The organism is Roseomonas sp. CAU 1739, from assembly GCF_039839775.1.
In the GTDB taxonomy this organism is placed as follows: Bacteria; Pseudomonadota; Alphaproteobacteria; order Acetobacterales; family Acetobacteraceae; genus Neoroseomonas.
The window spans coordinates 159,966-184,506 of the sequence record NZ_JBDOQQ010000004.1 but is presented as its reverse complement, the minus strand read 5'-3'; the positions used below and the strand labels follow the sequence as shown (position 1 = coordinate 184,506).

Below are 24,541 nucleotides of genomic sequence, written 5' to 3'. Positions count from 1 at the left end.
GCGCCCCTAACGTCACCGGACGAAACTGCCGGAGAAATGGGAGCCAATGAAGCGGTGCACCGCGCCTTCGGGTCATCGGTGGCGCAACCCGGCGGCCACGCCTGCGATGCGCCTCGTGGCGCTTGCCGGCGCGCTGAGTTGGCCCATCGTCCCTGCGCCTGCCCATGCGCAGGTCTCCGCCAGCGACGCCGCGACCATCGCCGAATTGCGCCAACAGCTGGACGCGATGCGCCGGCGGCTGGAACAGCTTGAGGCGCGCGCCGCGGGTGCCGCGCCGACGGCCACGATCGCGCCGGCACCGCCACGGGCGCGCACGGCACCGGCCCAGGCGCGCACGCCACCACCTGCCCCTTCGACGGCACAGGCCGAAGCACGGGCCGCCGCCGCCGAAGCCCGCGCCGCGGCGGCCGAGGCGCGCGCCGCGCAGCAAGCGTTGGCCGCCGCCCCCGCTTCCGGTGCGTCGATTGCGTCCAGCGTGCCCGGCCTCGACCCGCCCGATCCGATGGGCCGGGACTTCGCGACGGAAGAAGCGCTGCGGTCCGACCTGCCGGGGGTGGCCTTCCGCGTGCCGGGGACGGACACGCAGGTGCGGCTGTATGGCTTCGCCAAGCTGACCGGCTACTACGATCTCGGCCCGCGCAACCAGACCGACGCGCCGCCGCCGCAGACCATCCCGCTGACCGGCAGCGCCGCCGACCAGCAGGGCGGCGATTTCGCGATGACGGCGCGGTTCAGCCGCTTCGGCGTCGATACGCGGTCGCTGACCCGCTGGGGTACGCTGGAAACCCGGCTGGAGGGCGATTTCGGCGGCGGCGCGGCCGGTAGCAACAACGCCGTATTCCGCCTGCGCCAAGCCTGGGGCGAACTGGGCGATGAGAGTTTCCGCGTGCTGATCGGCCAGGCCAACAGCCTGTGGAACGAAGGCGTCTTCGAGACGCTGATCGACGCCACCAACCTCAACCAGTCCTTCGTGCGGCAGGCGCAGATCCGGGTGACGGGGCGGCTCGCCGAGAACCTGACCGGCATGGTCTCAATCGAGGCGCCGGAGACGACCTACACCTCGGCCGCCGGCATCTTCGGCCCGACCACGAATCTCCAGGGCGGGGCGAGCCCGGCCTTCAGCTCGGTGCCCGACCTGCTGGGACGGCTGACGTGGCGGCAGGATGGGCTGGAGTTCAACCTGCGCGGCCTGCTGCGCCAGATCGAGATCCGCACCGCCGGCACGGCGGCGACGCCCAACGTGTCGGAGACGACCCCGGCCTGGGGCTTCGCCGGCATGGCCCGGCTGCCGATGCGCCTGGTCGCGGAGGCCTTCGGGCAGGACGACATCGCGGTCATGGCCTTCTATGGCCAGGGCATCGGCCGGTATTTCGCCGGGCAGACTTCGGGCCAGGATGCGGTGACCAATCTCGGGTTGCCGGGGGTTGATTCACCCAGCCTCGACGCCATCGAATCCTACGGTGCGACGGTCGCCTACCGGCGGTTCTGGACGACGCAGCTTCGCAGCAACTTCGCCTATTCCTATTCGCGCAACGACTACCCGTCCTATGCGCTGGGCTTCGCACCGGGGTCGGTCTCGGCCACCTCGCTGAACCGCGACTACCAGCAGGTTTTCGCCAATCTGATCTGGAGCCCCTTTGCCGAGGTGCGCAACGGCACCTTCGGCAGCGGCTGGCTCGACCTCGGCATCGAATACCTGTTCACGCGGCGCGACTTGTTCGGAGGCGCGACGGCGGCAGGGTTGGCCGGAGACGGTCACGGCATCGCCAACCGCGTGCTGTTTGCCGCGATTGCGCGCTTCTGATGCCGGATAGCGGGACGCGCGACCAAGACGCGGTATGCCGGGCGCATGCCGGTCACGGGCAATGGCGGCTAGCCTGATCGCTCGCGTGACGTGGCGGAACGGCCGCCCTCCGTGGCAGCATGCCGCGGCGGGCGAACCGCGAAGGGAAGGAAACCACATGGCCGGCATTTCGGATGCGGCGCCCTTCCCGACCGCACGCCTGCTGAACTCTCATTTCGGGACCTGTCATGGATAAGCTCGACGCCGTCCTCGCCCGCATCGATGCGAATGCCGATGCGGCGCTCGATCGCCTGATGACCCTGTTGCGCATCAAGTCGATTTCGACCGACCCGGCCTATGCCGCCGAGTGCAAGGCCTGCGCGGACTGGCATGCGGCGGATCTCGCCTCCATCGGGTTCGCCGCCGAGGCGCGGGCAACGCCGGGCCATCCGATCGTCGTGGCGCATGACCGGTCCGCAGCGGGGCCTTCCGCGCTGTTCTACGGCCATTACGACGTGCAGCCGGTCGATCCGCTGGAATTGTGGGACCACGACCCCTTCGAGCCGAAGATCGAGATCCGCCCGGACGGGTCGAAGGTGATCCGCGGGCGTGGCGCCTCGGACGACAAGGGCCAGGTGATGACCTTCATCGAGGCCTGCCGGGCCTGGAAGGAAGTCAACGGCGCCCTGCCCATCCCGGTGACCGTTCTGCTGGAAGGCGAGGAGGAATCGGGCGGCGTGAACCTGCCACCCTTCCTGAAGCAGCATGCCGCCGAGCTGAAGGCGGATATCGGCCTGATCTGCGACACCAACATGTGGGATGAGAAGACCCCGGCGATCCAGACCATGCTGCGCGGGCTCTGCGGAGAGGAGATCATCATCACCGCCGCCGACCGCGACCTGCATTCGGGCTTCTACGGATCGGCGGCGGCGAACCCGAACCACATCCTGTCGCGCATCATCGCCGACCTGCGCGACGCCAATGGGCGGATCACCCTGCCCGGCTTCTATGACGGCGTGCCGGAACTTCCCGAAGCGCTGAAGAAGCAGTGGGACAGCCTGGAATTCGACGCCGGCGCCTTCCTCGGTGCCATCGGCCTGTCCGTGCCGGCCGGTGAGAAGGGCCGGTCGGTGCTGGAGATGACCTGGTCACGGCCGACCTGCGAGGTGAACGGCATGGGCGGCGGGTACCAGGGCGCGGGGTTCAAGACGGTCATCCCGTCCATCGCCTCGGCCAAGATCTCCTTCCGGCTGGTCTTCGACCAGGACCCGCACAAGGTCCGCGCCGCATTCCGCGAGCATGTCCGCGCGCGCATCCCAGCCGATTGCAAGGTGGAATTCATCGAGCACGGGTCGGGCAGCGCCATCCGCTTCCCGATCGACGACGCCGCCTTCACCAAGTCCCGCGACGCCCTTACCGCCGAATGGGGCAAGCCGGCGGTGTTCATCGGCGGCGGCGGGTCGATCCCGGTGACCGCCGAACTCAAGAAGGCGCTGGGGATGGATGTGATGCTGACGGGCTTCGCGCTGGAGGACGACCGCATCCACAGCCCGAACGAGAAATACAACCTGCATTCCTTCCGCAAGGGCATGCGATCCTGGGCGCGCATCCTGCACGCGCTTGCCGCCTGAGGACCCAGCCATGACCGTGATCGCCGAACCATCCAAGACCACGATGCAGAAGTTGCTCGATGCGGTGGAGCGCGTGGGCAACCGCGTGCCGCATCCGGTGATGATCTTCGTCTACCTGATCGGCATCGTCATCGTGCTCTCGGCGGTGCTGGGCTGGTTCGGCGCGCATGTGTCCTACCAGGCCTACAATCCCGCGACGGGCGACATCGAACCGGCCAGCACGGCGGCGCGCAGCCTGCTGACGGTGGACGGCATCCGGTTCATGTTCACCGGGCTCGTCCAGAACTTCATGAACTTCAACGCGGTCGGCGTGATCATCGTCGCGATGGTCGGCGTCGGCGTCGCCGAGGAAGCCGGGCTGGTCAAGGCGCTGATCCGCAAGTTGGTGGTGGTGGCCCCGCCCAAGGCGCTGACGCTGATCCTGGTGTTTGTCGGCATCATCTCCTCGATCGCGGCGGATGCGGGCTACCTCGTGCTGATCCCGCTGGCGGCGGCGGCCTTCATCAGTGTCGGGCGGCATCCGCTGGCGGGCCTTGCCGCGGCCTTCGCGGCGGTGGCCTCGGCCTTCCTGGTCAATGTGCTGATCGTGCCGGTGGACGGCATCCTGACCGAGATCACGAACGACGCCATCCGGCTGGTCAACCCGACGCGCTCGATCGACCTCGCGGCCAATGTCTGGTTCTCGATCGGGTCGGTGGTGCTGCTGACCATCCTGATCACCGTCATCACCGAACGCGTCATCGAACCGCGCCTGGGCACCTATACCGGCGACTACCAGGTGCCGGGGGATACCGGCCTGTCGGACCAGGAGCATCGCGGGCTGCTCTTCGCGCTGTACGGCATGCTCGGCGTCTTCGCCTTCCTGGCATTGCTGGTGCTGCCACCGGGGGCACCGCTGCGCCACCCGGAGACGGGGGCGATCATCGGCTCGTCCCCCTTCATGACCAGCCTGATCGTGTCGATCGCGCTGATCTTCCTGGTCTGCGGCGCGGCCTATGGCATCGGCGCAGGGACGATGAAGGGGTCGAACGACGTCATCGCGGCCATGCAGAAAGCGATCGCCGGGCTGGCGGGGCTGATCCTGCTGCTGCTGGTGATCAGCCAGTTCATCGCCTATTTCAACTACACCAACATGGCCACGCTGGCCGCGGTGTCGCTCGCGCGCATCCTGCAGCAGATGAACCTCGATGCGCTATGGCTGCTGATCGGCTTTGTGGTCGTGGTGTTCCTGCTCGACCTCATCATCACCGCGGCCATCGCCAAATGGGCGATCTTCGCGCCGATCTTCGTGCCGCTGCTGATGCAGTTGGGCGTGGAGCCGGAGGCGGTGTTGGCCGCATACCGCGTCGGCGACAGTCCGATGAACTCGATCACGCCGCTCAATGCCTATTTCGCGATGATCGTGACCTTCGCCATCAAGTACCAGAAGGATGCCGGTGTCGGGACCGTGATCGCGCTGATGCTGCCCTATGTGGTGGTGATCTCGGTGGTCTGGACGGTGTTCCTGGCCTTCTGGCACCTGGCCGGACTGCCCTGGGGGCTGTGACGGTGCGGGCCGCAGGGCACCACCGGCAGGTCGCTGCACCCGCCCGGGGGCGACGCGGCGGCAGCCTTCGTGCATAAGGTGCGGTCTGCGTCGGGCGCCTTTCGGGCCGCCCGGCGCTCCCATTCGCGAGGGGAGCCGAGTCTTGCCGAGTCGTCGCCTGATCACCGCCTGGTCGGCCATGATGGCGATCTGCGCCGCCTGGCCCGCACAGGCGCAGCGCAACCGGCCCGACCCCAATCCCGACGCTTCGGTCGAGATCGAACAGGTCCGCGTCGGTGTCCTGGCAGTCGGCGCCTCGGTCGGTGGCGGCAGGCTCCAGTTCCGCGGGGAGGAACACCGCTTCAGCGTCCGCGGCATCGAATTCGGCAGCCTCGGCGTCTCCACCCTCTCGGCGCGTGGGGAGGTCTTCGGGTTGCGGCGACTGGAGGATTTCGCCGGCCGCTATACCGAGCAAGTGGTCCCGCGCGCGCGCGTCGAGGGCGCGAGCGGACCCGAGACGCGATGGCTGCGCAATGCAGCCGGGGTGGAGTTGCGCCTGCGCACGGAACGCGCCGGCGGCCAGTTCCGCATCAACGAAGCCGGGGTGACGATCGAACTGCGCTGATGGGGGCCACGCGATGATCGATGGCTTCCTGTTCGCCAAGCTGATCTCGCTGTGGCTGTTCGGCTTCTCGACGATGCTCAGCATCATCAACCCCTTCGGCATCGCCTTCGTCTTCCATGACATGACGCGCTGGCTGACGCCGCGCGAAAGGTCGCGGCTGGCGCGCCAGATCGGGGTGAATTCCTTCATCGTATTGGTCGTCGCGATGTTCCTGGGCTCGCGCGTGCTGTCCTTCTTCGGCATTTCGCTCGAGGCGCTGCGGATCGGCGGCGGGCTGGCGGTCGCGGCATCGGGCTGGGTCATGCTGCGCGCCGAACCGGCCGAGCCGAAATCGGCGCCCACCGCGATGGATACCGCGCCGATCGAGCGCATGGCCTTCTTCCCGCTGACCCTGCCGCTGACGACCGGACCGGGTTCGATCGCCGCGGCCATCGCGCTGGGTGCGGAACGCGGTAATTCGTCACAGGACGTGCTGCTGGTCAGCGCCCTGTCCGCGCTGATGGTCGCGGCATCCGTGGGGGCCTGCGTCTGGATCTCCTATGCCTATGCCGAACCGATCGCGCGGCGCATCGGGCCGCAGGGTACGCTGATCGCGACCAAGCTGACCGCCTTCCTGCTGCTGTGCATCGGCGTGCAGATCATGCTGACCGGGGTGTCCGACGCGCTCCGCGTTCTTCTGGCTGCTCGCAGCTGAATGGTGGCCCCATGACGACGCAACTGATCCTTGTTCTTGCGCTGCTCGTTGCGGCCATCGCCATGTTCATCATGAACAAGCCACGCATGGATGCGGTCGGGCTGCTGATGATCGTGCTGCTGCCCTTCACCGGCGCGCTGACCATCAATGAGGCGCTGGCCGGCTTCGCCGATTCCTCCGTCGTGCTGCTCGCTGCCCTGTTCGTGGTCGGCGAGGGGCTGGTGCGCACCGGCACGGCGCAGCGCATCGGCGACCTGCTGAACGACAAGGCCGGCGACAGCGCGACGCGGATGCTGGTGCTGCTGATGATTGCCGGTGCGGGCCTCGGCGCCTTCATGAGTTCGACCGCGGTGGTCGCGATCTTCATACCGGTCGTGCTGCGCATCTGCCGCAACAGCGGCGCAGCACCCAGCCAGTTGATGATGCCGCTGTCCGTCGCGGCGCTGATCAGCGGCATGATGACGCTGGTGGCGACGGCGCCGAACCTCGTGGTCGCGGCCGAGCTGGTCCGCCAGGGGCATCCCGGCTTCAGCTTCTTCGCCTTCACGCCCTTTGGCCTGCCGATCCTGGTGCTGGCCATTGGCTACATGCTGTTCGCCCGCCGCATGCTGCCGGACCGCCGCCCGCCAGGCACCGACAGCCATCGCGCGCCGAGCCTGCGGGACTGGGTGAGCGCCTATGGCCTCCATGGTCGCGCCTATCGCGTGCGGATCGGCGCCGATTCACCGCTTGTCGGCAAGCGACTGGATCAGCTGTCGATGCGCAAGGAGGGTGTGAACATCCTGGCCATCGAGCGGCAGCGCCGCTTCGCGGTCGATGTGATCCGCCCCTCAGGCACGACGGAGCTCGGCGCAGACGACGTGTTGCTGCTCGATGTACGCGTCGCGCCCGACCGGATGCGGGAACTGCGTGAGGAATACCGCGTGGCCAACCTACCGCTGGTCGATGGCGACTACTTCCTCGACCGGTCGCAGGAGATCGGCATGATCGAGGCGATCGTCCCACCGGACTCGCCGCTGGTCGGCCGCACCGTGCTCGAGGCACGCATCCGCGGCGAGCACCGCCTGACCGTCATCGGGTTGCGGCACCGGCAGGAAGTGGCAGGGCTCGACCTGCTGGAGGAGAAGCTGAAGGCCGGTGACACGCTGCTGCTGACCGGCTTCTGGTCCGACATCCGCAAGCTGCAGGCCGATGGCCGTACGCTGGTGGTGATGAACCTGCCGGCGGAACATGCCGAGCTGCTGCCGGCGGCGGGCCGCATGCCGCAGGCCGTGGCGATCCTGGCGCTGACCGTCGGGCTGATGATCAGCGGCTGGGTCACCAACGTCCATGCCGCGCTGATAGGCTGCCTGCTGATGGGGCTGTTCCGCTGCGTGGACATGGACAGCGCCTATCGCTCCATCTCCTGGAAGACGCTGGTGCTGATCGTGGGGATGCTGCCGTTTTCGATCGCATTGCAGCGGACGGGTGGGGTGGATCTCGCGGCCGAGGCGGTGCTGTCGCTGGCGGGCGCGGCATCGACGCGCGTGTTGCTGGGGGTGATCTTCGTCATCACGGCGATGCTCGGGCTGTTCATCTCGAACACCGCGACGGCGGTGCTGATGGCGCCGGTCGCACTGGCCGTCGCGGCTGATGTCGGCGCGTCGCCCTATCCCTTCGCAATGATCGTGGCGCTCGCCGCGTCGGCGGCCTTCATGACGCCGGTGTCCTCGCCGGTGAATACGCTGGTGGTGGGACCCGGCAACTACAGCTTCGGGGATTTCGTCAAGGTTGGCGTGCCCTTTACGATCGTCGTGATGCTGGTCTGCGTGCTGCTGGTGCCGATCGTGCTGCCGCCGTGACGTGGGCGGAGGCCAGGGAGGGGCGCTGCCCCTTGTATCTGGTGCGATGGCGCTGGTGATGTGACGGGCTGGCGCTGCGGAGGGGCCGGTGGCCACCGGCACGCTGCCGTATCGACCAAGGTGTGCCCGCGCAATTGCGCCATCCGTTGCGTGCGGCCTCGGCTGACCAGCCGCGCCCGGAACCAGATCCCCGCGGTCCAGGAGGCCGTAGCCTCCTGGCGGGGTGGTTTGGAGGGGCAGCGCCCCTCCATCTCCGTCACGTCGCCGCTGCGCTGCCGCGGAACCCCGTCGCCACCACATACAGCTCCGCGCTGTCCTTGCGGCTCGCCGGCGGCTTCATGTGCCGCACCGTGGCGAAGTCGCGCTTGAGCGTGGCCAGCATCTCGGCCTCCGTGCCGCCCTGCAGCACCTTGGCGATGAATGCGCCGCCGGGCGCCAGCACCCGCCGCGCGAAATCAAGCGCGATCTCCGCCAGCCCCATGATCCGCAGATGGTCCGTCGCCTGGTGGCCGGTGGTGTTGGGCGCCATGTCCGACAGCACGATATCGGCCCGCCCGCCCATCGCATCGATGGTGCGTTCCTCGGCCTCCACCTCCTGGAAGTCGCCTTGCAGGACGGTGGCGCCGGTGACCGGGTCCATCGGCAGGATGTCGATCGCCACCACCTGGCCGCGCGGGCCGACTGCCTGCACCGCCACCTGCGTCCAGCCACCGGGGGCCGCGCCGAGGTCAACCACCCGCATTCCCGGCTTCAGGAGCTTCAGCTTCTCCTCCATCTCGAGCAGCTTGAACGCCGCGCGGGACCGCAGGCCCTGCTCCTTGGCCGCCTTCACATAGGGGTCGTTGAGCTGCCTGGTCAGCCAGCGCTGGCTGGCGGTGCTGCGGCCCTCGGCGGTCTTCAGCCGCGTCGACATGCCCCGGCCGGAGCCGGGCGGTTGCTTCGCCATAGTCAGACTTCCTTCAGCGCCCGGCGCGGCGGCGCGGCGCGGCGCGTTCGGCGCGTATCATCCGGGTCAGCATGCCTTCCCGCAGGCCCCGGTCGGCGACCGTGATCCGCGGCGTCGGCCAGACCCGCCGGATCGCGGCATACACCGCGCAGCCCGGCAGCACGAATTCCACCCGTTCCGGCCCGACGCAGGGGTGCTGTGCCAGCCCTTCCCGCCCGAGCGCGAACAGATCGCCCAGGGCGAGGTCCGCCGCTTCGCATTCCAGCGTCTTGCCATCGACCAGGGGCCGCTTGTAGCGCGGCAGCGCCATCGCCACGCCGGCCAGCGTGGTGACCGTGCCGGAGGTGCCCATCAACCGCACCCCGCCGGCGCGAATTTCCTGGCCGATGCAATGGACCTTGTCGAATTCCGCCAAATGGTGGGCGACTTCGTCCACCACATCGCAGAAGCCGCGTTCAGTGAAGCAGTCCTGGCCGGCACGTTCGGCCAGCGTCACCACGCCGAGCGGCAGGGACAGGTAGCCAATCAGTTCCGGCGGCGCACCAAGCCGCGCGCCATCCGGCACGCGGATCCAGGCGATCTCGGTGCTGCCGCCGCCGATGTCGAACAGCAGGGCGCGGCGGTCCTCCGGCTCCAGCAGCGGGGCGCAGGATTCCATGGCGAGTTCCGCTTCCTCCCGCGCGGAGATGATGCGCAGGCGCATCCCCGTCTCGGCGGTGATGCGGGCCAGGAAGGCGGGACCGTTGGTGGCGCGCCGGCAGGCTTCGGTCGCCACCGCCTCGAACCGCCGGACGGGGCGGCGGCCGAGCTTGTCGGCACAGGCGCGCAGGGCGGCGGCGGCGCGGTCCATGGCCCCTTCCGCCAGGCGGCCGGACTGGGCCAACCCCTCGCCCAGGCGCACGATGCGACTGAATGAATCGACGACGCGAAAACCCGAACTGGTGGGGGCAGCGACCAGCAAACGGCAGTTGTTCGTGCCGAGATCAATGGCGGCGAAGGCCGGCTGCCCGTGATCGGAACGCGCGCACACCGGCGCCGCCGTGTCGGGCGGGGCGTCTGTGGGGTGGCGGGCGACAATCTCGGTCATTCCAGGGTCCGGGCCGGCGCAGCGGCGGCCGGTCGCGCGTTCATGATCCGGACATGTGGGGGCCGGAGCAAGCGCTTTCCATGCTGCCATGCGCGGAATGCCTGTCAGCCGGTGTTGCCCACCCGGCCGGGCGATGCTACATGCGCGCCCCCGGCCAATGGTCGGGCCCGCTTGGGGGATAGTTTAACGGTAAAACTCCCGACTCTGACTCGGGCATTCTTGGTTCGAATCCAGGTCCCCCAGCCAAGCCGCTACGCCAGCACCAACTCCGGATACCCCTTCGCCGCGATCTCCTCGCATTTCGCGCGGTAATCCGGCGCGCTGCCGCTGTAGCGCGCAATCGTCCGCGTCTGCTTGCCCTCGACATTGCTGTTCACCCCGGTGAACCAGGAATCCACCTGGTTCGACAGCAGGCCCTCACCGCATGCCATGACGTGGTCCATCCAGACCGCCACCGCATCGGGTCGCGCGGCGACATGGGTCTGGCCGTGCTGCTGCATGTGGGCCAGCAGGCGGCTGACCCAATCGACATTGTATTCGATGCTGCGCGGGATGTTCCCCAACGCGGTATGCGGCCCCAACAGCATCAGCAGGTTCGGGAAGCCATCGACCAGCATGCCCACCAGCGTGCGTGCCCCGCCTGACCAGGCATCCTTCAGGCTGCGTCCGCCTTCGCCACGAATGTCGATGCGGTCGAAGGATCCGGTCAGCGCGTCGAAGCCGGTGGCGAAGACGATGATGTCGAAGTTGTATTCTGCCTCGGCGGTCTTGATGCCGGTCGGCGTGATGCGTTCGATCGGGTTCGCCTTGATGTCCACCAGCGTGACGTTGGGCTGGTTGTAGACCTCGTAGTAGCGTGTCTCGAGCGGCACGCGGCGGGTGCCGAAGCCGTGGTTCTTCGGGATCAGCTTCTCGGCCGTGACCGGGTCCTTCACGCGGCTGCGGATCTTGCGCGCGATGAAATCGGAGACGATCTCATTGGCCGCCGGATCGGTCAGCATGTCGCGGAACAGGCCGACCCAGATGCCGAAGCCCGGTTCACTGTACAGCTTCTCCAGGAAGGCCTCGCGCTCCTCCGGTGTGACCTCGAAGGTGCCGCGCGGGTCGCCGGTATGGAGGAAGCAGGCGAAGGTCTCCTCGCAGCGGCGGAAGATCTCGGGGTAGCTCGCCTTGATGCGCGCCTGTTCCTCATCCGTGATCGGACGGTTGTGCAGTGGCGCGCACCAGTTCGGCCGGCGCTGGAACACGGTCAGCGACGCGGCGGTCTTCGCCACTTCCTGGATAGTCTGCACGCCCGTGGCACCCGTGCCGATCACCGCGACGCGCTTGCCGGCGAAATCCACCTTCTCATGCGGCCAGTAGTAGGTGTGGAAGGACTGCCCCTGGAAACTGTCGCGCCCTTCTATATTCGGCAGCGTGGCGGCAGAAAGCGGCCCGACGGCGGTGATCAGGAAGCGCGTCGTATGGGTGCTGCCATCCGCGAGAGTCACGCTCCAATCCTGCGTCGCCTCGCGGTAATGCGCGCTCATGACACGACTGCCAAACTGGATGTCACGCCGCAAGTCAAAGCGGTCCGCGACGTGGTTCAGGTAGCGCAGCGTCTCGGGCTGCGGTGCGAAATGCTCCGACCAGCTCCACTCCTGGAGCAGTTCCGGCGAGAAGGAGAAGCCGTAGGAGTAGCTCTCGGAATCGAAGCGCGCGCCGGGATAGCGATTCCAATACCAGGTGCCGCCGACGCCAGAGCCGGTCTCGAAGACACGCACGCGCATGCCGAGTTGGCGCAGGCGCAGCAGCTGATACATGCCGGACATGCCGGCACCGATGATGACGACGTCGAAATCCTGGTTCATCGTTGCGTCACACCCACTCGCCGGCGCGCATCAGCGGCTCGGCGCGGCCGTCGTCATGCAGGCCATCCACATTGGTCTCGGCCGACCCGATCATCCAATCGACATGGATCAGGCTACGGTTCGCACCGGCGGCGTCGAGTTCGGCGGCGGACAGGTCATCACGCACGAAGCATTTGGAATAGGCCTGGCCAAGCGCGATGTGGCTCGCCGCGTTCTCGTCGAACAGCGTGTTGAAGAACAACAGGCCCGATTGCGAGATCGGGTTGGAATTCGGCACCAGCGCGACCTCGCCGAGCCGCCGCGCGCCATCATCCGTGCCGATCATGCGTTCCAGCACGGCGGCGCCACTGCTCGCGGAACTCTCCACGATGCGCCCGCCCTCGAAGCGCACGGCGATGTCGCGGATCAGCGTGCCCTGGTAGGACAGCGGCTTGGTCGCGCGCACGACACCCTCGGTCATCGCCGCGTGCGGGGTGGTGAAGACTTCTTCGGTCGGGATGTTGGGATTGCCGCTGATGCCGTTCTTGGCGGGGCTGGCACCGCCCATCCAGGCATGGCCATCGGCGAGGCCAACGCGCAGGTCGGTCCCCGGCCCTTGGAAACGCAGCGCGCGGAAACGCTTCGCGTTCAGCATGTCGCGCCGGCGCAGCAGCGCGGCGTTGTGGTCGGCCCAGGCGGCGACCGGGTCGGGCGCATCGACACGCGATGCCTTGAAGATCGCATCCCACAGTTTTGCCAGCGCGACATCTGGCGCATCGTCGGGGAAGACGGTCGCCGCCCAGGCCGGCGTGGCGGAAGCCACCAGCGTCCAGTTGATGGCGGAGGTCACGATCAGTTCCAGTGCCGGCTGGTACGCCTTGGAGCGGGCACGGTTCGCGCGCGCGACCTTCTCCGGGTCTTCCTGCGCCAGCAGGGAAGGATCGTCGCCCACGACCGCCAGCCGCGCCGCACCACTGCGGAACGCCGCAGCCATGCCATCGAACAGCCAGCCCGGTGCGGTGTCGAAGGACGCGTCGCTCGCGAAGCGGTAGCGCGCCAGCGCCGCGCGGTCATCCGACAGCAGCGTCGTCACCAGCGAGGCGCCCGCCTTGTACGCCTGTTTGGTGATGCGGCGGGACAGGTCCAGCGCCTCGACCGATGCGGTCATCACCAATTCCTGCCCGGGGGCGAGATTCAGCCCCACGCGCACCGCCAATTCAGCCAGGCGATCCAACCGCGCGTCGAAGGTCATCGCCTCGGGGGCGACTGCGTCATCATTCATTGATCGTCTCCAACGCCCCGCGCGCCGGGGCGCCGAGGACAAAACCGTCATAGCCGCGCGCCGCCACCTCGGCGCAGATCGCGCGATACCGCGCCATGCCGCCGGCATAGGGCATGAAGACGCGCGGCTTGCCCGGCACATTCGCGCCCAGATACCAGGAATGCCCCGCCTGCGGCAGCAGCGTGGCATTGGCGGCGTCGTTCACATGCGCGACCCAGCGCTCCATCGCCTCCGGCGCGGGCTCGATGGTCGGGATGCCATTCGCCCGCATATGCGCGATGCAGGCGGTGATCCATTCCACATGCTGCTCGATGCAGACGGGCATGTTGGTCAGCACGGACGGGCTACCCGGACCGGTGATGGTGAAAAGGTTGGGGAAGCCCGTGACCTGCAGGCCGAGATAGGTCTTCGGCCCTTCTCGCCAGGCATCGCGCAGCGTCATGCCGTCGTGGCCAGTGATGTCCATGGCTAACAAAGGCCCGGTCATGGCGTCGAAGCCGGTTGCGAAGACAATGATGTCGAGCGGATGCTTGACGCCATCCTGCGTCAGGATGCCATTCGGCGTGATGCGTTCGATCGGTGCCGCGCGCAGATCGACGAGGGAGACATTGTCGCGGTTGAAGGCCTCGAAATACCCGGTGTCGATCGGCGGGCGCTTGGTGGCGAAGGGGTGGTCGATGTTGGACAGGATCGCCGCGGTCTTCGGGTCCTTCACCACCTTGCCGATCTGCGCGCGCAGGAAGTCGGCGGCTGTGTCATTTGCCGCCTTGTCGGTCAGCAGGTCGCGAAAGGACGCCCGGAACTTCAGCCCGCCATGGTCCCAGGCGGCCTGGTAGATCGCCTCGCGTTCCTCCGCGCTGACGTCATGGGCTGAACGATCCTGGATCAGGAATGGGTGGCCATTGGTCGATGCATGCATCAGCCCACGGATCTCGCCGGTATGCGACTTCGCCCAGGCCTTGAACGCCTCGGTCAGCGGCGCGTTGCGGGCGGGGATGGAGTAGTTCGCGGTGCGCTGGAATACCGTGAGGTGCCCGGCGGTCTCGGCGATGGCGGGTGCAGCCTGGATGCCGGTCGATCCCGTGCCGACCATTCCGACACGCTTGCCGGTGAAGTCCACGCCCTCATGCGGCCATTGGCCCGTATGAAACCAGCGACCGTCGAAATTCTCCCGCCCGGGGATATCCGGCACATTCGCCGCGGACAGGCAGCCGACCGCGGTGATCAGGTAGGTCGCGATGTAGTGATCGCCGGCTTCCGTCCGGACATGCCAGCGGTTCGACGCCGCATCGTATTCGGCGCCGGCGACGCGCGCGTTGAACCGAATGTCGCGACGCAGGTCGAAGCGGTCGGCAACGTGGTTCAGGTAGCGCATGATCTCGGCCTGGCCGGGATAGCGTTCCGACCAGGACCAGTCCTGCAGCAGCGCCTCGTCGAAATAGAAGGCGTAGGAATGGCTTTCGGAATCGCAGCGCGCGCCGGGATAGCGGTTCCAGTACCAGGTGCCCCCCACCCCGTCGCCGGCTTCCAGCACCTGCACGGACAGGCCGAGCCGGTCACGCAGGCAGAGCAACTGGTACAGCCCGGCGAAACCGGCACCGATCACCAGCGCATCGACGGTCCTGGGCCTGGCGGGGGCAGGGTTTGCGTCAGGGGACATGCCGGATCGCTTCCACGTTTTCCGGGCAAGTGTCCCGCGACGCGCGTCGCCTCGCAAGCCGGAAGGCCCGGCCTTGATGCCACGCGCCGCGCTGCGTAGCGTTCCATCCCACAAGGGGAAACAACGCCATGGCGATCATCGACGTCCAGGTCCATGCCTATGAGCGCAACCACCCCGGGCGTCCTTGGGCCGGCGTGCTGCACGGCCCACCCGAGGTCACCGGCGACGACATGGTGAAGGCGATGGACGCCGTCGGCGTCGATGGCGCGATCATCGTCTCGATCTACGCCATGTATCGCTTCGATGCCTCCTATGCGATCAGCGTTCACCAGGCGCATCCGACCCGCTTCGCGCTGGTCAAGCCGGTGGACACGCGCAACCCGGCGGTCGAGGAGGTCATCGCCGAGTGGGCCAGGACCGATGGCGCCGTCGGCATCCGCATCATGATGAATGACGACGTGCCCGCCGATCCCGCCGATCCCGCGGTGAACCGCATGCTCGCGGCGGCGGGGCGTGCGGGGCTGCCGGTCAACCTGCTGTGCTGGGGGCGGCTCGGCCAGGTGGCAGGGCTCGCTGCGCGCAATCCCGGCACGCGGCTGGTAATCGACCATCTTGGCCTGCAACAGCCCTTCGAGCCACCGGTGCCTGCCGAACCCTTCGCCGCGCTGCCGCAGTTGCTGGCACTTGCCGAGCACGACAATGTCGCCGTGAAGATCAGCGGCGCAGGCACGCTGTCGCACAAGGGATACCCCTTCCCCGACATCTGGGATCCGCTGGCGCGCATCTTCGATGCCTTCGGCTTCGGCCGTTGCATGTGGGGCACCGACTGGACGCGCGCGACGGCCTTCCTGACCTACGCACAGGGCGTCGATGCCTTCCGCCTCACCGAACGGCTCACCGATGCGGAACGCGGCGCACTGATGGGCGGCACGGTGCAGGCAATCTACGGCTGGGCGCCGACGAAGCGCTGAGCGGAACGGAGGGAACGAACGTGAATCTCAAGGACAAGGTCGCCATCGTGACCGGTGGCGGCAATGGCATTGGTCGTGCCGTCTGCCTCGGCTTCGCGGAACGCGGTGCAAAGGTTGTGGTGGTGGACCGTGACGGCGATGCCGCCGCTGCCGTCGCCGCCGACATCGGCAAGCACGCGATCGCCTGCACCGCCGACGTGACACGCACGGCCGACGTGCAGGCCTATGTGGCGCGCGCGCTGGAGGCCTTCGGCCGGATCGATTGCTTCCACAACAATGCCGGCATCGAAGGCCGCGTGGCGCCGACCGCGGAATACGACGAAGCCATCTACGACGCGGTGATGGGCGTGAATGTGAAGGGCGTCTTCCTCGGCCTGCGCCACGTGTTGCCGGTGATGATCCGCCAGGGCAGCGGCGCGGTGGTGAACACCGCCTCGACCGCCGGGCTGATCGGCACGCCGGGGATGCCGGCCTATGTCGCCTCCAAGCATGCCGTCATCGGGCTGACCAAGGTGGCGGCAAGCGAGGTCGGACCGCAGGGCGTCCGCGTCAACGCGGTCTGCCCGGGGCCGATCTCGACGCGGATGATCGCGGACATCGCGCGGCAGGTCTCGCCCAACAACCCCGACAGCGTGGAGGAACGCTACACCGCCGGGCTGCCGCTGCGCCGGTACGGCACGGCGGAGGAAGTGGCGAATGTGGTGCTGTTCCTGTGCTCCGACCTCGCGGGGAACGTGACCGGGGCGCAGTACGTCGTGGATGGCGGCCGGACGGCGGCGCCGACGGGCGGGGCGTCGCTGGGCCGGATGGAGGTTTGAAGGTTGGAGGGGCCCTGCCCCATTGACGCGAAGTTGGGGCGCCGTGGCGCCTCAGAGAGGGGCTTCGCCCCTCTCCGAACCTCTCCCGACCAAAGGCTTAAGGCCTTTGGAAACCTCGGTTTGATGCTGAACACCGCGGTTCGATCCGAGAATCATGGTGCCATCCTTGGCGCCGCTCCAGCCACGCGCTGTCCCCCGTAACAAAGCGCCAAAATCCCGCGGTCCAGGGGCCCGTTAGCCCCTGGCGGGGAGGTCCGGAGGGGCAGCGCCCATCCGGGATCACGCTGCATTCGCCTCCGGCGCATCCGGATCACCGGGCGCCGTCTCCCACCCCAGCCCGACCAGGGCCACGGCGCGCCGTCCAGCACGTTCGGCCCGCAGCACGATGGTGCCGCGTTCCTCGAGCCACCCCAGCAGCCGCCGCGCCCGCCCGAGCGATCGGCTGCCATAGGCGCGCGCGATGGTCGCATCCGATGGGCAGGGAGCACGTTCCAGCGCCGCACGGGCGAGCAGCAGGTAGACGCCCTGTGCGTCTTCCGGCAGGGCCTCGGCGCGTTCGACCGCGAGCGGCCAGTCGGTGCCCTCCATCGCCGCTTCGTCGATGCCAGCGAGGGTGCCGGCGAGCATCCGCCGGAAGGCCGGCAACTCCAGCGGCGTGCCGGCGATCTCCTGAATGCGGCAGCGGACCAGGAAGTCCTGGTACAACAGCGCGGCGGGGCGGAACGGCGCCTCCGGATCGGTCATGATCTGACGCAGGATGGCAGCGAGGCGACGGTCGCGCTCCGCGACCTCCTCGGCGCTTGGCGGCGCGGGCGGTTCGGCCGGGGCGTCCTGCGCCGCGGGCGGTCGATACTGCGCCAGTTGCTGGAAGATATCGGGCGCCGGCGGGCGCGGGGCGCGGCGCTGGCGCGGCGGCAGGGCCTCCGGCTCCGGGGCGTTCAGGATCAATTCGCGCGCCTGCTCCATAGCGGCCTGGTCGGGCGGCGGCACCAGGCGCGGCCCGGCGCTGCGCGTCGCCGTCTCGACGCCGCCGATGCGCACCGGCAGCGGCCGGCGCGACATTGCGGGGCCGAGGGCCACGAAGGTGCCACGCGGCAGGTCGCGGAACATCTCGGCCTGGCGGCGATCCATGCCGAGCAGGTCGGCCGCGCGCGCCATGTCGATGTCGAGGAAGGTGCGGCCCATCATGAAGTTCGACGCCTCGGCGGCGACGTTCTTGGCCAGCTTGGCGAGGCGCTGGGTGGCAATGACGCCGGCCAAGCCACGCTTGCGGCCGCGGCACATCAAATTGGTCATCGCGCCGAGCGCGAGGCGGCGCGCCTCGTCCGAGGTCTCGCTGGCGGCGGCGGGGGCGAAGAGCTGCGCCTCGTCCACCACAACCATCACCGGGGACCACAGGTCGCGCTCCGCCTCGAACAGCCCGTTGAGGAAGGCGGCGGCGCGGCGGAGTTGGTCGTCCACCTCGACCGATTCCAGATTGAGCACGACCGAGACGCGATGGCGGCGCACCAGATCGGCATTGCGGTGCAGGGCGGCCTCGGAATGGTCGGCCGCATCGATCACCATATGGCCGTGCCGGTCCGCCAGGGTGACGAAGTCGCCCTCCGGGTCGATCACCACCTGCTGCACCCAGGGGGCGGATTGTTCCAGCAGGCGGCGCAGCAGGTGCGACTTGCCGGACCCCGAATTGCCCTGCACCAGCAGGCGGGTGGAGAGCAGTTCCTCGAGGTCGATGCGCGCGGCCTCACCCGAGGCCCCCGAACCCATCTCGATCCCAACCGTCATCCAGCCACCCCTTTCCGCCCGGGCGCGAGTCGCCCGGGTTTCGCAAGGCTGGGGTCCTACCGCCGAATGGCGGGGGCCGGAAGGTCAGCCGGCGGTCAGGCCGAGGCGCTGGATCAGCGCCTTCTCCTGCTGCACCATTTCGCGCAGCAGGGCGGCATAGTCGGCGCTGTTGCGATATTCCGGCAGCATCTCGTAGCGGTCGCGCATCTCGATGAAGGCCGGATCTTCCATGCCGGCCTTGAAGGCGTCATGCAGCGTGCGGGTGATCGGCGCCGGCAGGCCGGCCGGGGCCATGATGCCGAAGGGCGTCGTCACCACCAGGTCGTAGCCGAGATCCTTCAGCGTCGGCACATCGGGGAAACGGCGCAGTCGTTCCGGCGTCCAGCTGTTGAGGAAGACCAACTGGCCGCTCTCGACCAGGCCGGCCATGCTGGTGGACCCCGCCATCAGGTCGATATGGCCGCCGAGCATGGATTGCGAGCCATCGGCATCGCCGCGGAACGGGATGTGGGTGACGTCGAGCCCTTCGCGACGCATCAGTTCTGCCATGTAGACATGCGGCGTGCCGTTGGCGCCCGTGCTGCCGAAGGACAGCTTGCCGGGATTGGCGCGGGCTTCCTCGATGAAGCTGCGCCAGCCATGGGCGAAGCGGCCCTTCTTCGCGGCGACGATGAAGGGGTAGCCGACGACGCAGATGATCGGCGTGAAGTCGCGCAGCGTGTCATAGGGCAGGCGCTGGAGGATCTGCACGCGGATCGCCGAGGCCGGGAACTGCGTCAGCGTGTAGCCATCCGGCCGGGCGCGGGCGACCTGGGCGGCGCCGAGGGTATTGGCCGCACCGGGCTTGTTCTCGATGATGACGGGCTGCGGCAGGTGCTTGCCGGCGGCTTCGGCCAGGGCGCGCATCGAAATGTCGGTGGTGCCGCCCGGCGGAAAGGGCACGATCAGGCTGATCGGGCGGGTCGGGAAGGCGGGCTGCGCCTGGGCAATGGCCGGCGCGACCAGCGCGCTGGCCAGGATGGCACGACGATTCAGACGTATGTCATTGAACATGTGGCGTTTCCTCCGGCGCGACGGCCGGAGGCTACTGCGACCTTGGTCCGCCGCCAACCATCAGGCCGGGCGGAAGGTAATCGGCTTGGCGCCATCCCACAGCACCGACCGTCCGATCACCGCCAGGCGGTCGATGCCGTCCTTGATCGTCAGCACGTGATTGCCGGCGAGGGGCCCGGCCTTGGAGGCGAAGGCGGTCGGGCCATAGGCGATCAGGATCTCGGTTTCGCTGACACCGCCCGGATAGACGATGACGTGGCCGGGCGCGGGGTGGGAGGTGGCGTTCTCGAAACCCAGGCCAAGGTCGAAATCGCCCATCGGGATCCAGCACGCCTCGCCCGACCAGCGGACATGGATGATCCGGTTGGAATAGGGGATGAAGTCACGGAACCGCGCCACGGTCTTCGGCGCATCCTTGGTTTCGTAGAAGGCTTCGAAGATCTCGCCGCCGATATCGATGATCACGTCCGCCATGTGGGTCGCTCCTGCTGTGTGGTCAGCGGGTGTAGCGGTTGGACGGGCGGGAGAAAATGCTTTCCCCGCCCGGCCGGAGCAGTTCCGGCGATGATGAAGCCGCTCTGCATATGTGCTGAACGAGCGCCCTCACCTGCCCGGGTGGCCGCGCCCGGACAGGATCGGCCCTGGCCGTTCAGGAATTCGGGCCGCGCTCCATCGAATAGGGCTGCCAGCGACGCAGGCTCGACTTTTCGAGCACTGTCGGATTGACGCAGGACAGCGGCCACTTGCCCTGCAGCGTCAACGCCAGTTCCTGCCCGACACGGCGCTTGCGCGCCGGGTCGAAGCGCGACGAGGCCGAGGCGTTGTGCGGCGAGAGGATGATGTGCGGCATCCGGTGCAGCGGGTTGTCCTGGCGCGTGGGCTCGATCTCGAACACGTCGAGCCCGGCGCCGGCGATCCACTTCTCCTCCAGCGCCTTGACCAGCGCGGCCTCGTTCACCGTGGGGCCGCGGCCGGTGGTGACGAAGATCGCGTTCTTCTTCATCTGCCGGAAGTGGTGCTCCTTGAGGAAGCCACGCGTCTCGGGCGTGTCGGGCAGATGCATCGACACGAAGTCGGCGGTGGACAGCACCTCCGACAGGCTCGCCGGTTCCACGCCGAGGGCAGAGAGCGTCAATTCCTCGACATACGGGTCATAGGCCTTCATGTGCAGGCCGAAGGCCTTCGCGCGCCGGGCGGTGGCCCGCGCGACGCGGCCGAAGCCGATGAAGCCCAGCGTCTGGCCCATCAGGCGCGGCACCGTGAGCAGTTGCGGCCGGCCTTCGCCCCAGCGACCCTCGCGAACCATGCGGTCCTGTTCGACGCAGCGCCGATGCGCAGCCAGCAGCAGCATCATCGCGTGGTCGGCGACTTCCTCGATGAATGTATCGGGGCAGTTGGTGACCGGGATGCCCTTGGCCGTCGCGGCGGCGACATCAACGTAGTCGACGCCGACCGTGCCGAGCGCGATGTGCCGGCACCTGCTCAGCGCATTGATCATCGCCGCATTGAACTTCATGCCCTTGGCATAGACGGCGTCGGCCTTCGGCGCCGCGGCGATGAAACCCTCCTCGGTGGCCGGGCACTCGACGATCTCGGCGTCGAGGCCTTCGAGCGCCTCCATCTCATAGTCATAGCCGCCGCCCTGCGTCGTAAAGGACGCGCCCGCGGGCGTCAGGATCGTGTACTTCGCCAAGGGTGTTCTCCTGTTGAGACGCCTATTCCTTCACCGCGCCGGTGAGGGAGGAGACGTAGTAGTCCACGAAGAAGGAATAGAAGATCGCGACCGGCAGCGATCCGAGCAGGGACCCCGCCATCAGCGCGCCCCACTGGTAGACGTCGCCGGTGACGAGCTCGGTCAGGATGGCGACGGGGACGGTCTTGTTCTCGCTGCTCTGGATGAAGGCGAGCGCGTAGATGAACTCGTTCCAAGACAGCGTGAAGGAGAAGATGCCCGCGCTGATCAACCCGGGCACGGCCAGCGGCAGGGTGATCTGGCGCAGGATCTGCAGCCGCGTCGCGCCATCGATCAGCGCACATTCCTCGAGTTCATAGGGGATCGACTTGAAGTAGCCGATCAGCAGCCAGGTGCAGAACGGGATGAGGAAGGTCGGATAGACCAGGATCAGCGCCATCGGGCTATCGAACAGGCCGAGCTGGAACACCATCGTCGCCAGCGGGATGAACAGGATCGACGGCGGCACCAGGTAGGCAAGGTAGATGCCCAGCCCGACATACTGGCTGCCCTTGAAGCGCAGCCGTTGGATCGCATAGGCGGCAAGCGTGGACGACAGCAACGACAGGACGGTGGCGCAGACCGAAACCGTCATCGTCGTCAGCAGCCAGCGCGGATAGGCCGTTCCGAACAGCAACAATCGCAGGTGATCAAGCGTCGGCGAGGTGATCCAGAACGGATTGTGCGCGCGGTAGTCGTACAGCTCGGCGTTCGGCTTGAACGCCGTGATCGTCATCCAATAGAACGGAAACAGCAGGATGATCAGGAAGCAGATCAGCGGCACATAGATCGTCACCATCCGCCGCGACCTGCTGTCCCAGGTCATGGTTTCCGGCTGCGCGGTGGCGGCGTGGGTCTGCGGGGCTTCGGTGGTCGCGCTCATGGGGCAGCCTCCTCAGTCATTCGACTCGCCCTGCTGCCACTTCCGGCGCGCCAGGGCGAAATAGGAGAACAGCGTCGCGAAGACGAGGAAGGGGATCATGGACACGGCGATCGCCGCACCCTCACCCAATTGCCCGCCCGGGATGCCGCGCTGGAAGGCGAGCGTCGCCAGCAGGTGCGTCGAATTCACCGGCCCGCCACGGGTGATGGCATAGACCAGCTGGAAGTCGGTGAAGGTGAAGATGATGCTGAAGGTCATGACGATCGCGAGGATCGGCAACAGCATCGGAAACGTGATGTAGCGGAAGCGCTGCCAGCCGGTGGAACCATCCAGCAGCGCCGCTTCATACAGGGACGGCGAGATGGTCTGCAGCCCCGCCAGCAGCGAGATCGCCACGAAGGGGATGCCGCGCCAGACATTGGCCGCGATCAGCGACCAGCGCGCCGGCCAGGCGGTGTTGATGAAGTCGATGTTGGTCTCGCGCAGCCCGAGCTCGATGAAGATGTAGGAGATCACCGAGAACTGCGGATTGTAGATCCACCAGAAGGCGATCGCCGTCAGCACCGTGGGCACGATCCAGGGCAGCAGGATGATGGCGCGCAGCATCGACTTGAACGGCAGGTGATTGTTCAGCAGCAGCGCCAGCCACAGCCCGAGGCCGAACTTACCGATCGTCGCGACACCTGTGTAGAAGACGCTGAAGAAGACAGCGTTCCACCAGATCGGATCCTCGAGCATGAACTCGAAATTCTCGAGCCCGACCCAGACACCGCGTCGCCCGATCGTCGTGTCCGTGAAGGCGAGCCAGATGCCCAGGCCGAGCGGATAGGTCAGGAAGACCAGCAGCAGGCCCACAGCGGGCAACAGGCACATCACGACAAGCAGCGGCTTCCAATCGAACAGCCTGGACAACCAACTCTGGTCCTTGGCCTGTCGGACCCAGCCTTCGGCGGCGGTGACGGACATCGGGGGTACTCCCTGGAAGGCCGGCGGCGCCGCACCGGGCGCCACCGGCTCCGTTCACGTCAGCGGCGGAAGATCCGGCGCGCGCGCCGGTCCGCCTCACGCATGGCAGCCTCGGGCGTCGCCTGACCGGAGGCGACCGAGGCGAACATCTGCACCAGCACGTATTCGGCATTGGCCTGGCCGGAGGCTTCCGAGATCGGACCCTTATACCCGTTCCAGAACTGATTGTTCATGCTGTCACGGAACAAGGCGATCTTCGGATCGCTGCTCCACACCGCGCTGTCCTTGTAGGCGTTCAGCGGCTGCGCCCAATAGCCAAGGTTGGCATTCAGCCAGGGCTCGTATTGCGGCTGCTCCATCAGGAACGTCAGCAGCGCCTTGGCCGCGTTCGGGTATCGGCTGTGCTTGAACACCATGGCGTTGAGCGTGAGCGGTGCGCTCGGCCAGGAATTCGCGACACCCAGCGGCATGACCGAATGCTCGGTGTCATCGGCAATCGGCCGGGTCGCCGGATCGTTCTTCAGGGCGAAGTACAGCGACACGCCATTGGATGTGACGAACAGCGTGTTTGCCGCATAGGCCTGGTTGTTGCTGATGTCGCCCCAGGAGATTGTGCCGCCGTCCACGAAGGTCGGATACAGTTCCTTCAGATAGTTCAGTGCCGCCAGTGTCTCGGGCTTGTTCACCGAGACGGCGCCGGATTCGTCGGTGATGGATGCGCCGTGCGTCCACATCAACCAGTTGGCGAAGCCGTTGCCGTCGCCGACCGCGTTGCCAAGGGCAAAGCCCGCCGGCTTGCCCGCCTGGCGCAGCTTCTTGCACATCTCGAGGAAGCCCGGCATGTCCGTCGGCGGGGTCTGGTACCCGATCGAATTCACTGCCGACTTCCGCCATACCAGCGGGCCGGCGGTGCCGCCGAAGGGCAGGCCGATCCAGTTGTTGGTGCCGTGCTTCTTGCCAAGCTTGTTGCCGACGAACATCCAGCCGCCGTACTTGCGGCCAAGGTATTCAGCGACGTCGGAGACCTCGATCACCTTGTCCACGTAGATGTGCGGCGCGTCGCCGAAGCCGATGATCACATCCGGCCCGGCGCCGGTGTTCGCGGTCACCGCGGTCTGCTGGTTGATGTCCTCCCAGCCCACGAAGTCGACGCGGACCTGCACGCCGGTCGCTTGCGTGAAGCGGGCGCAATTGGCGCGGAACACTTCCTCATCGGGTGCTACGAAGCGCACCGGGCGCAGCATGCGCAGCGTCGCGCCGCTTTCGATCGGCAGGGCGGGCGGCGTGACGCCGGACGCCGATTGCACGGCAGTCTGCGCGTATGCATCGCCCCCGGCGGCCAGCGCGGCCATGCCGGCACCCGCCCCGAGGATGCTGCGTCGTGTGATGATGTTGGCCATTGTTCGTTTCCTCTCCCTAGTTTCGTGCGG

20 protein-coding genes and 1 tRNA gene are annotated in these 24,541 nt (G+C 67.6%); 9 read left to right on the top strand and 12 right to left on the bottom strand.

The features are described from left to right. The first annotated feature begins 106 nt into the window (after positions 1-106). From AAFN86_RS09360 to AAFN86_RS09335, 6 genes are all read left to right on the top strand, one after another. Complete coding sequence (locus AAFN86_RS09360; RefSeq protein ID WP_347543032.1) at positions 107-1,804, top strand: DcaP family trimeric outer membrane transporter; 1,698 nt, start codon at positions 107-109, stop codon at positions 1,802-1,804. Between the two features lie 227 nt (positions 1,805-2,031). Further along, positions 2,032-3,414, top strand: a complete 1,383-nt coding sequence (locus AAFN86_RS09355; RefSeq protein ID WP_347543031.1) for a M20/M25/M40 family metallo-hydrolase — start codon at positions 2,032-2,034, stop codon at positions 3,412-3,414. Positions 3,415-3,424: 10 nt separating this feature from the next. Beyond that, a complete protein-coding gene (locus tag AAFN86_RS09350) occupies positions 3,425-4,960 on the top strand; it encodes an AbgT family transporter (RefSeq protein ID WP_347543030.1) in 1,536 nt (511 codons plus the stop codon). 142 nt (positions 4,961-5,102) lie between these two features. Beyond that, a complete protein-coding gene (locus AAFN86_RS09345) occupies positions 5,103-5,564 on the top strand; it encodes a hypothetical protein (protein ID WP_347543029.1) in 462 nt (153 codons plus the stop codon). Positions 5,565-5,577: 13 nt separating this feature from the next. Beyond that, positions 5,578-6,258, top strand: coding sequence for a MarC family protein (locus AAFN86_RS09340; RefSeq protein ID WP_347543028.1), 681 nt, complete (start codon positions 5,578-5,580; stop codon positions 6,256-6,258). 11 nt (positions 6,259-6,269) lie between these two features. Next, positions 6,270-8,099, top strand: a complete 1,830-nt coding sequence (locus AAFN86_RS09335) for an SLC13 family permease (RefSeq protein WP_347543027.1) — start codon at positions 6,270-6,272, stop codon at positions 8,097-8,099. A 256-nt stretch (positions 8,100-8,355) separates the two neighbouring features. Here the strand turns inward: AAFN86_RS09335 and AAFN86_RS09330 are convergent, their stop codons facing one another. Continuing rightward, positions 8,356-9,045 carry an RlmE family RNA methyltransferase gene (locus AAFN86_RS09330; protein WP_347543026.1) on the bottom strand — a complete coding sequence of 230 codons (690 nt, stop codon included), beginning with the start codon at positions 9,043-9,045 and terminating at the stop codon, positions 8,356-8,358. Positions 9,046-9,058: 13 nt separating this feature from the next. Beyond that, positions 9,059-10,132: a Ppx/GppA phosphatase family protein gene (locus AAFN86_RS09325; protein ID WP_347543025.1), complete on the bottom strand. Its 1,074-nt coding sequence runs from the start codon at positions 10,130-10,132 to the stop codon at positions 9,059-9,061. A 172-nt stretch (positions 10,133-10,304) separates the two neighbouring features. On the opposite strand from AAFN86_RS09325, the gene AAFN86_RS09320 reads away from it, so the two are divergent. Continuing rightward, a tRNA-Gln gene (locus tag AAFN86_RS09320) sits at positions 10,305-10,378 on the top strand. A 5-nt stretch (positions 10,379-10,383) separates the two neighbouring features. On the opposite strand, the gene AAFN86_RS09315 is transcribed toward AAFN86_RS09320, so the two are convergent. From AAFN86_RS09315 to AAFN86_RS09305, 3 genes are read right to left on the bottom strand one after another with little or no spacing between them, the layout of a single operon-like run. Next, positions 10,384-11,982, bottom strand: a complete 1,599-nt coding sequence (locus AAFN86_RS09315; protein WP_347543024.1) for an NAD(P)/FAD-dependent oxidoreductase — start codon at positions 11,980-11,982, stop codon at positions 10,384-10,386. A 7-nt stretch (positions 11,983-11,989) separates the two neighbouring features. Further along, positions 11,990-13,243 carry an aminopeptidase gene (locus AAFN86_RS09310; protein ID WP_347543023.1) on the bottom strand — a complete coding sequence of 418 codons (1,254 nt, stop codon included), beginning with the start codon at positions 13,241-13,243 and terminating at the stop codon, positions 11,990-11,992. Further along, positions 13,236-14,903: an NAD(P)/FAD-dependent oxidoreductase gene (locus tag AAFN86_RS09305; protein ID WP_347543022.1), complete on the bottom strand. Its 1,668-nt coding sequence runs from the start codon at positions 14,901-14,903 to the stop codon at positions 13,236-13,238. Before AAFN86_RS09305 ends, AAFN86_RS09310 begins: the two co-directional genes overlap by 8 nt. A gap of 128 nt (positions 14,904-15,031) precedes the next feature. Here AAFN86_RS09305 and AAFN86_RS09300 point away from each other — a divergent pair, with 128 nt between their 5' ends. Both AAFN86_RS09300 and AAFN86_RS09295 read left to right on the top strand, forming a co-directional pair. Then, a complete protein-coding gene (locus AAFN86_RS09300) occupies positions 15,032-15,874 on the top strand; it encodes an amidohydrolase family protein (RefSeq protein ID WP_347543021.1) in 843 nt (280 codons plus the stop codon). Between the two features lie 20 nt (positions 15,875-15,894). After that, complete coding sequence (locus tag AAFN86_RS09295) at positions 15,895-16,692, top strand: glucose 1-dehydrogenase (protein WP_347543020.1); 798 nt, start codon at positions 15,895-15,897, stop codon at positions 16,690-16,692. A 279-nt stretch (positions 16,693-16,971) separates the two neighbouring features. Here the strand turns inward: AAFN86_RS09295 and AAFN86_RS09290 are convergent, their stop codons facing one another. The 7 genes from AAFN86_RS09290 to AAFN86_RS09260 form a co-directional block, all read right to left on the bottom strand. Then, on the bottom strand, positions 16,972-18,477 hold the full coding sequence (locus tag AAFN86_RS09290) for an ATP-binding protein (protein WP_347543019.1): 1,506 nt from the start codon (positions 18,475-18,477) through the stop codon (positions 16,972-16,974). Between the two features lie 84 nt (positions 18,478-18,561). Further along, the gene (locus tag AAFN86_RS09285; protein WP_347543018.1) at positions 18,562-19,530 is read right to left on the bottom strand and encodes a tripartite tricarboxylate transporter substrate binding protein; all 969 of its coding nucleotides are present in this window, start codon (positions 19,528-19,530) and stop codon (positions 18,562-18,564) included. 60 nt (positions 19,531-19,590) lie between these two features. Further along, the gene (locus tag AAFN86_RS09280; protein ID WP_347543017.1) at positions 19,591-20,004 is read right to left on the bottom strand and encodes a DUF3830 family protein; all 414 of its coding nucleotides are present in this window, start codon (positions 20,002-20,004) and stop codon (positions 19,591-19,593) included. A gap of 175 nt (positions 20,005-20,179) precedes the next feature. Further along, a complete protein-coding gene (locus tag AAFN86_RS09275; RefSeq protein ID WP_347543016.1) occupies positions 20,180-21,223 on the bottom strand; it encodes a C-terminal binding protein in 1,044 nt (347 codons plus the stop codon). A 22-nt stretch (positions 21,224-21,245) separates the two neighbouring features. Continuing rightward, positions 21,246-22,145, bottom strand: a complete 900-nt coding sequence (locus AAFN86_RS09270) for a carbohydrate ABC transporter permease (RefSeq protein WP_347543015.1) — start codon at positions 22,143-22,145, stop codon at positions 21,246-21,248. A 12-nt stretch (positions 22,146-22,157) separates the two neighbouring features. Continuing rightward, on the bottom strand, positions 22,158-23,111 hold the full coding sequence (locus AAFN86_RS09265) for a sugar ABC transporter permease (protein ID WP_347543014.1): 954 nt from the start codon (positions 23,109-23,111) through the stop codon (positions 22,158-22,160). 59 nt (positions 23,112-23,170) lie between these two features. Continuing rightward, complete coding sequence (locus AAFN86_RS09260; protein ID WP_347543013.1) at positions 23,171-24,511, bottom strand: extracellular solute-binding protein; 1,341 nt, start codon at positions 24,509-24,511, stop codon at positions 23,171-23,173. Between the last annotated feature and the right edge of the window lie 30 nt (positions 24,512-24,541).

Bases quoted from the DNA above. Each gene is read 5' to 3' on its own strand.
- AAFN86_RS09285 (WP_347543018.1), bottom strand. From the start codon at position 19,530: ATGTTCAATGACATACGTCTGAATCGTCGTGCCATCCTGGCCAGCGCG.
- AAFN86_RS09310 (WP_347543023.1), bottom strand. From the start codon at position 13,243: ATGAATGATGACGCAGTCGCCCCCGAGGCGATGACCTTCGACGCGCGG.
- AAFN86_RS09265 (WP_347543014.1), bottom strand. From the start codon at position 23,111: ATGTCCGTCACCGCCGCCGAAGGCTGGGTCCGACAGGCCAAGGACCAG.
- AAFN86_RS09280 (WP_347543017.1), bottom strand. From the start codon at position 20,004: ATGGCGGACGTGATCATCGATATCGGCGGCGAGATCTTCGAAGCCTTC.
- AAFN86_RS09340 (WP_347543028.1), top strand. From the start codon at position 5,578: ATGATCGATGGCTTCCTGTTCGCCAAGCTGATCTCGCTGTGGCTGTTC.
- AAFN86_RS09315 (WP_347543024.1), bottom strand. From the start codon at position 11,982: ATGAACCAGGATTTCGACGTCGTCATCATCGGTGCCGGCATGTCCGGC.
- AAFN86_RS09330 (WP_347543026.1), bottom strand. From the start codon at position 9,045: ATGGCGAAGCAACCGCCCGGCTCCGGCCGGGGCATGTCGACGCGGCTG.
- AAFN86_RS09335 (WP_347543027.1), top strand. From the start codon at position 6,270: ATGACGACGCAACTGATCCTTGTTCTTGCGCTGCTCGTTGCGGCCATC.
- AAFN86_RS09290 (WP_347543019.1), bottom strand. From the start codon at position 18,477: ATGACGGTTGGGATCGAGATGGGTTCGGGGGCCTCGGGTGAGGCCGCG.
- AAFN86_RS09270 (WP_347543015.1), bottom strand. From the start codon at position 22,145: ATGAGCGCGACCACCGAAGCCCCGCAGACCCACGCCGCCACCGCGCAG.
- AAFN86_RS09325 (WP_347543025.1), bottom strand. From the start codon at position 10,132: ATGACCGAGATTGTCGCCCGCCACCCCACAGACGCCCCGCCCGACACG.
- AAFN86_RS09350 (WP_347543030.1), top strand. From the start codon at position 3,425: ATGACCGTGATCGCCGAACCATCCAAGACCACGATGCAGAAGTTGCTC.
- AAFN86_RS09305 (WP_347543022.1), bottom strand. From the start codon at position 14,903: ATGTCCCCTGACGCAAACCCTGCCCCCGCCAGGCCCAGGACCGTCGAT.
- AAFN86_RS09260 (WP_347543013.1), bottom strand. From the start codon at position 24,511: ATGGCCAACATCATCACACGACGCAGCATCCTCGGGGCGGGTGCCGGC.
- AAFN86_RS09355 (WP_347543031.1), top strand. From the start codon at position 2,032: ATGGATAAGCTCGACGCCGTCCTCGCCCGCATCGATGCGAATGCCGAT.
- AAFN86_RS09300 (WP_347543021.1), top strand. From the start codon at position 15,032: ATGGCGATCATCGACGTCCAGGTCCATGCCTATGAGCGCAACCACCCC.
- AAFN86_RS09360 (WP_347543032.1), top strand. From the start codon at position 107: ATGCGCCTCGTGGCGCTTGCCGGCGCGCTGAGTTGGCCCATCGTCCCT.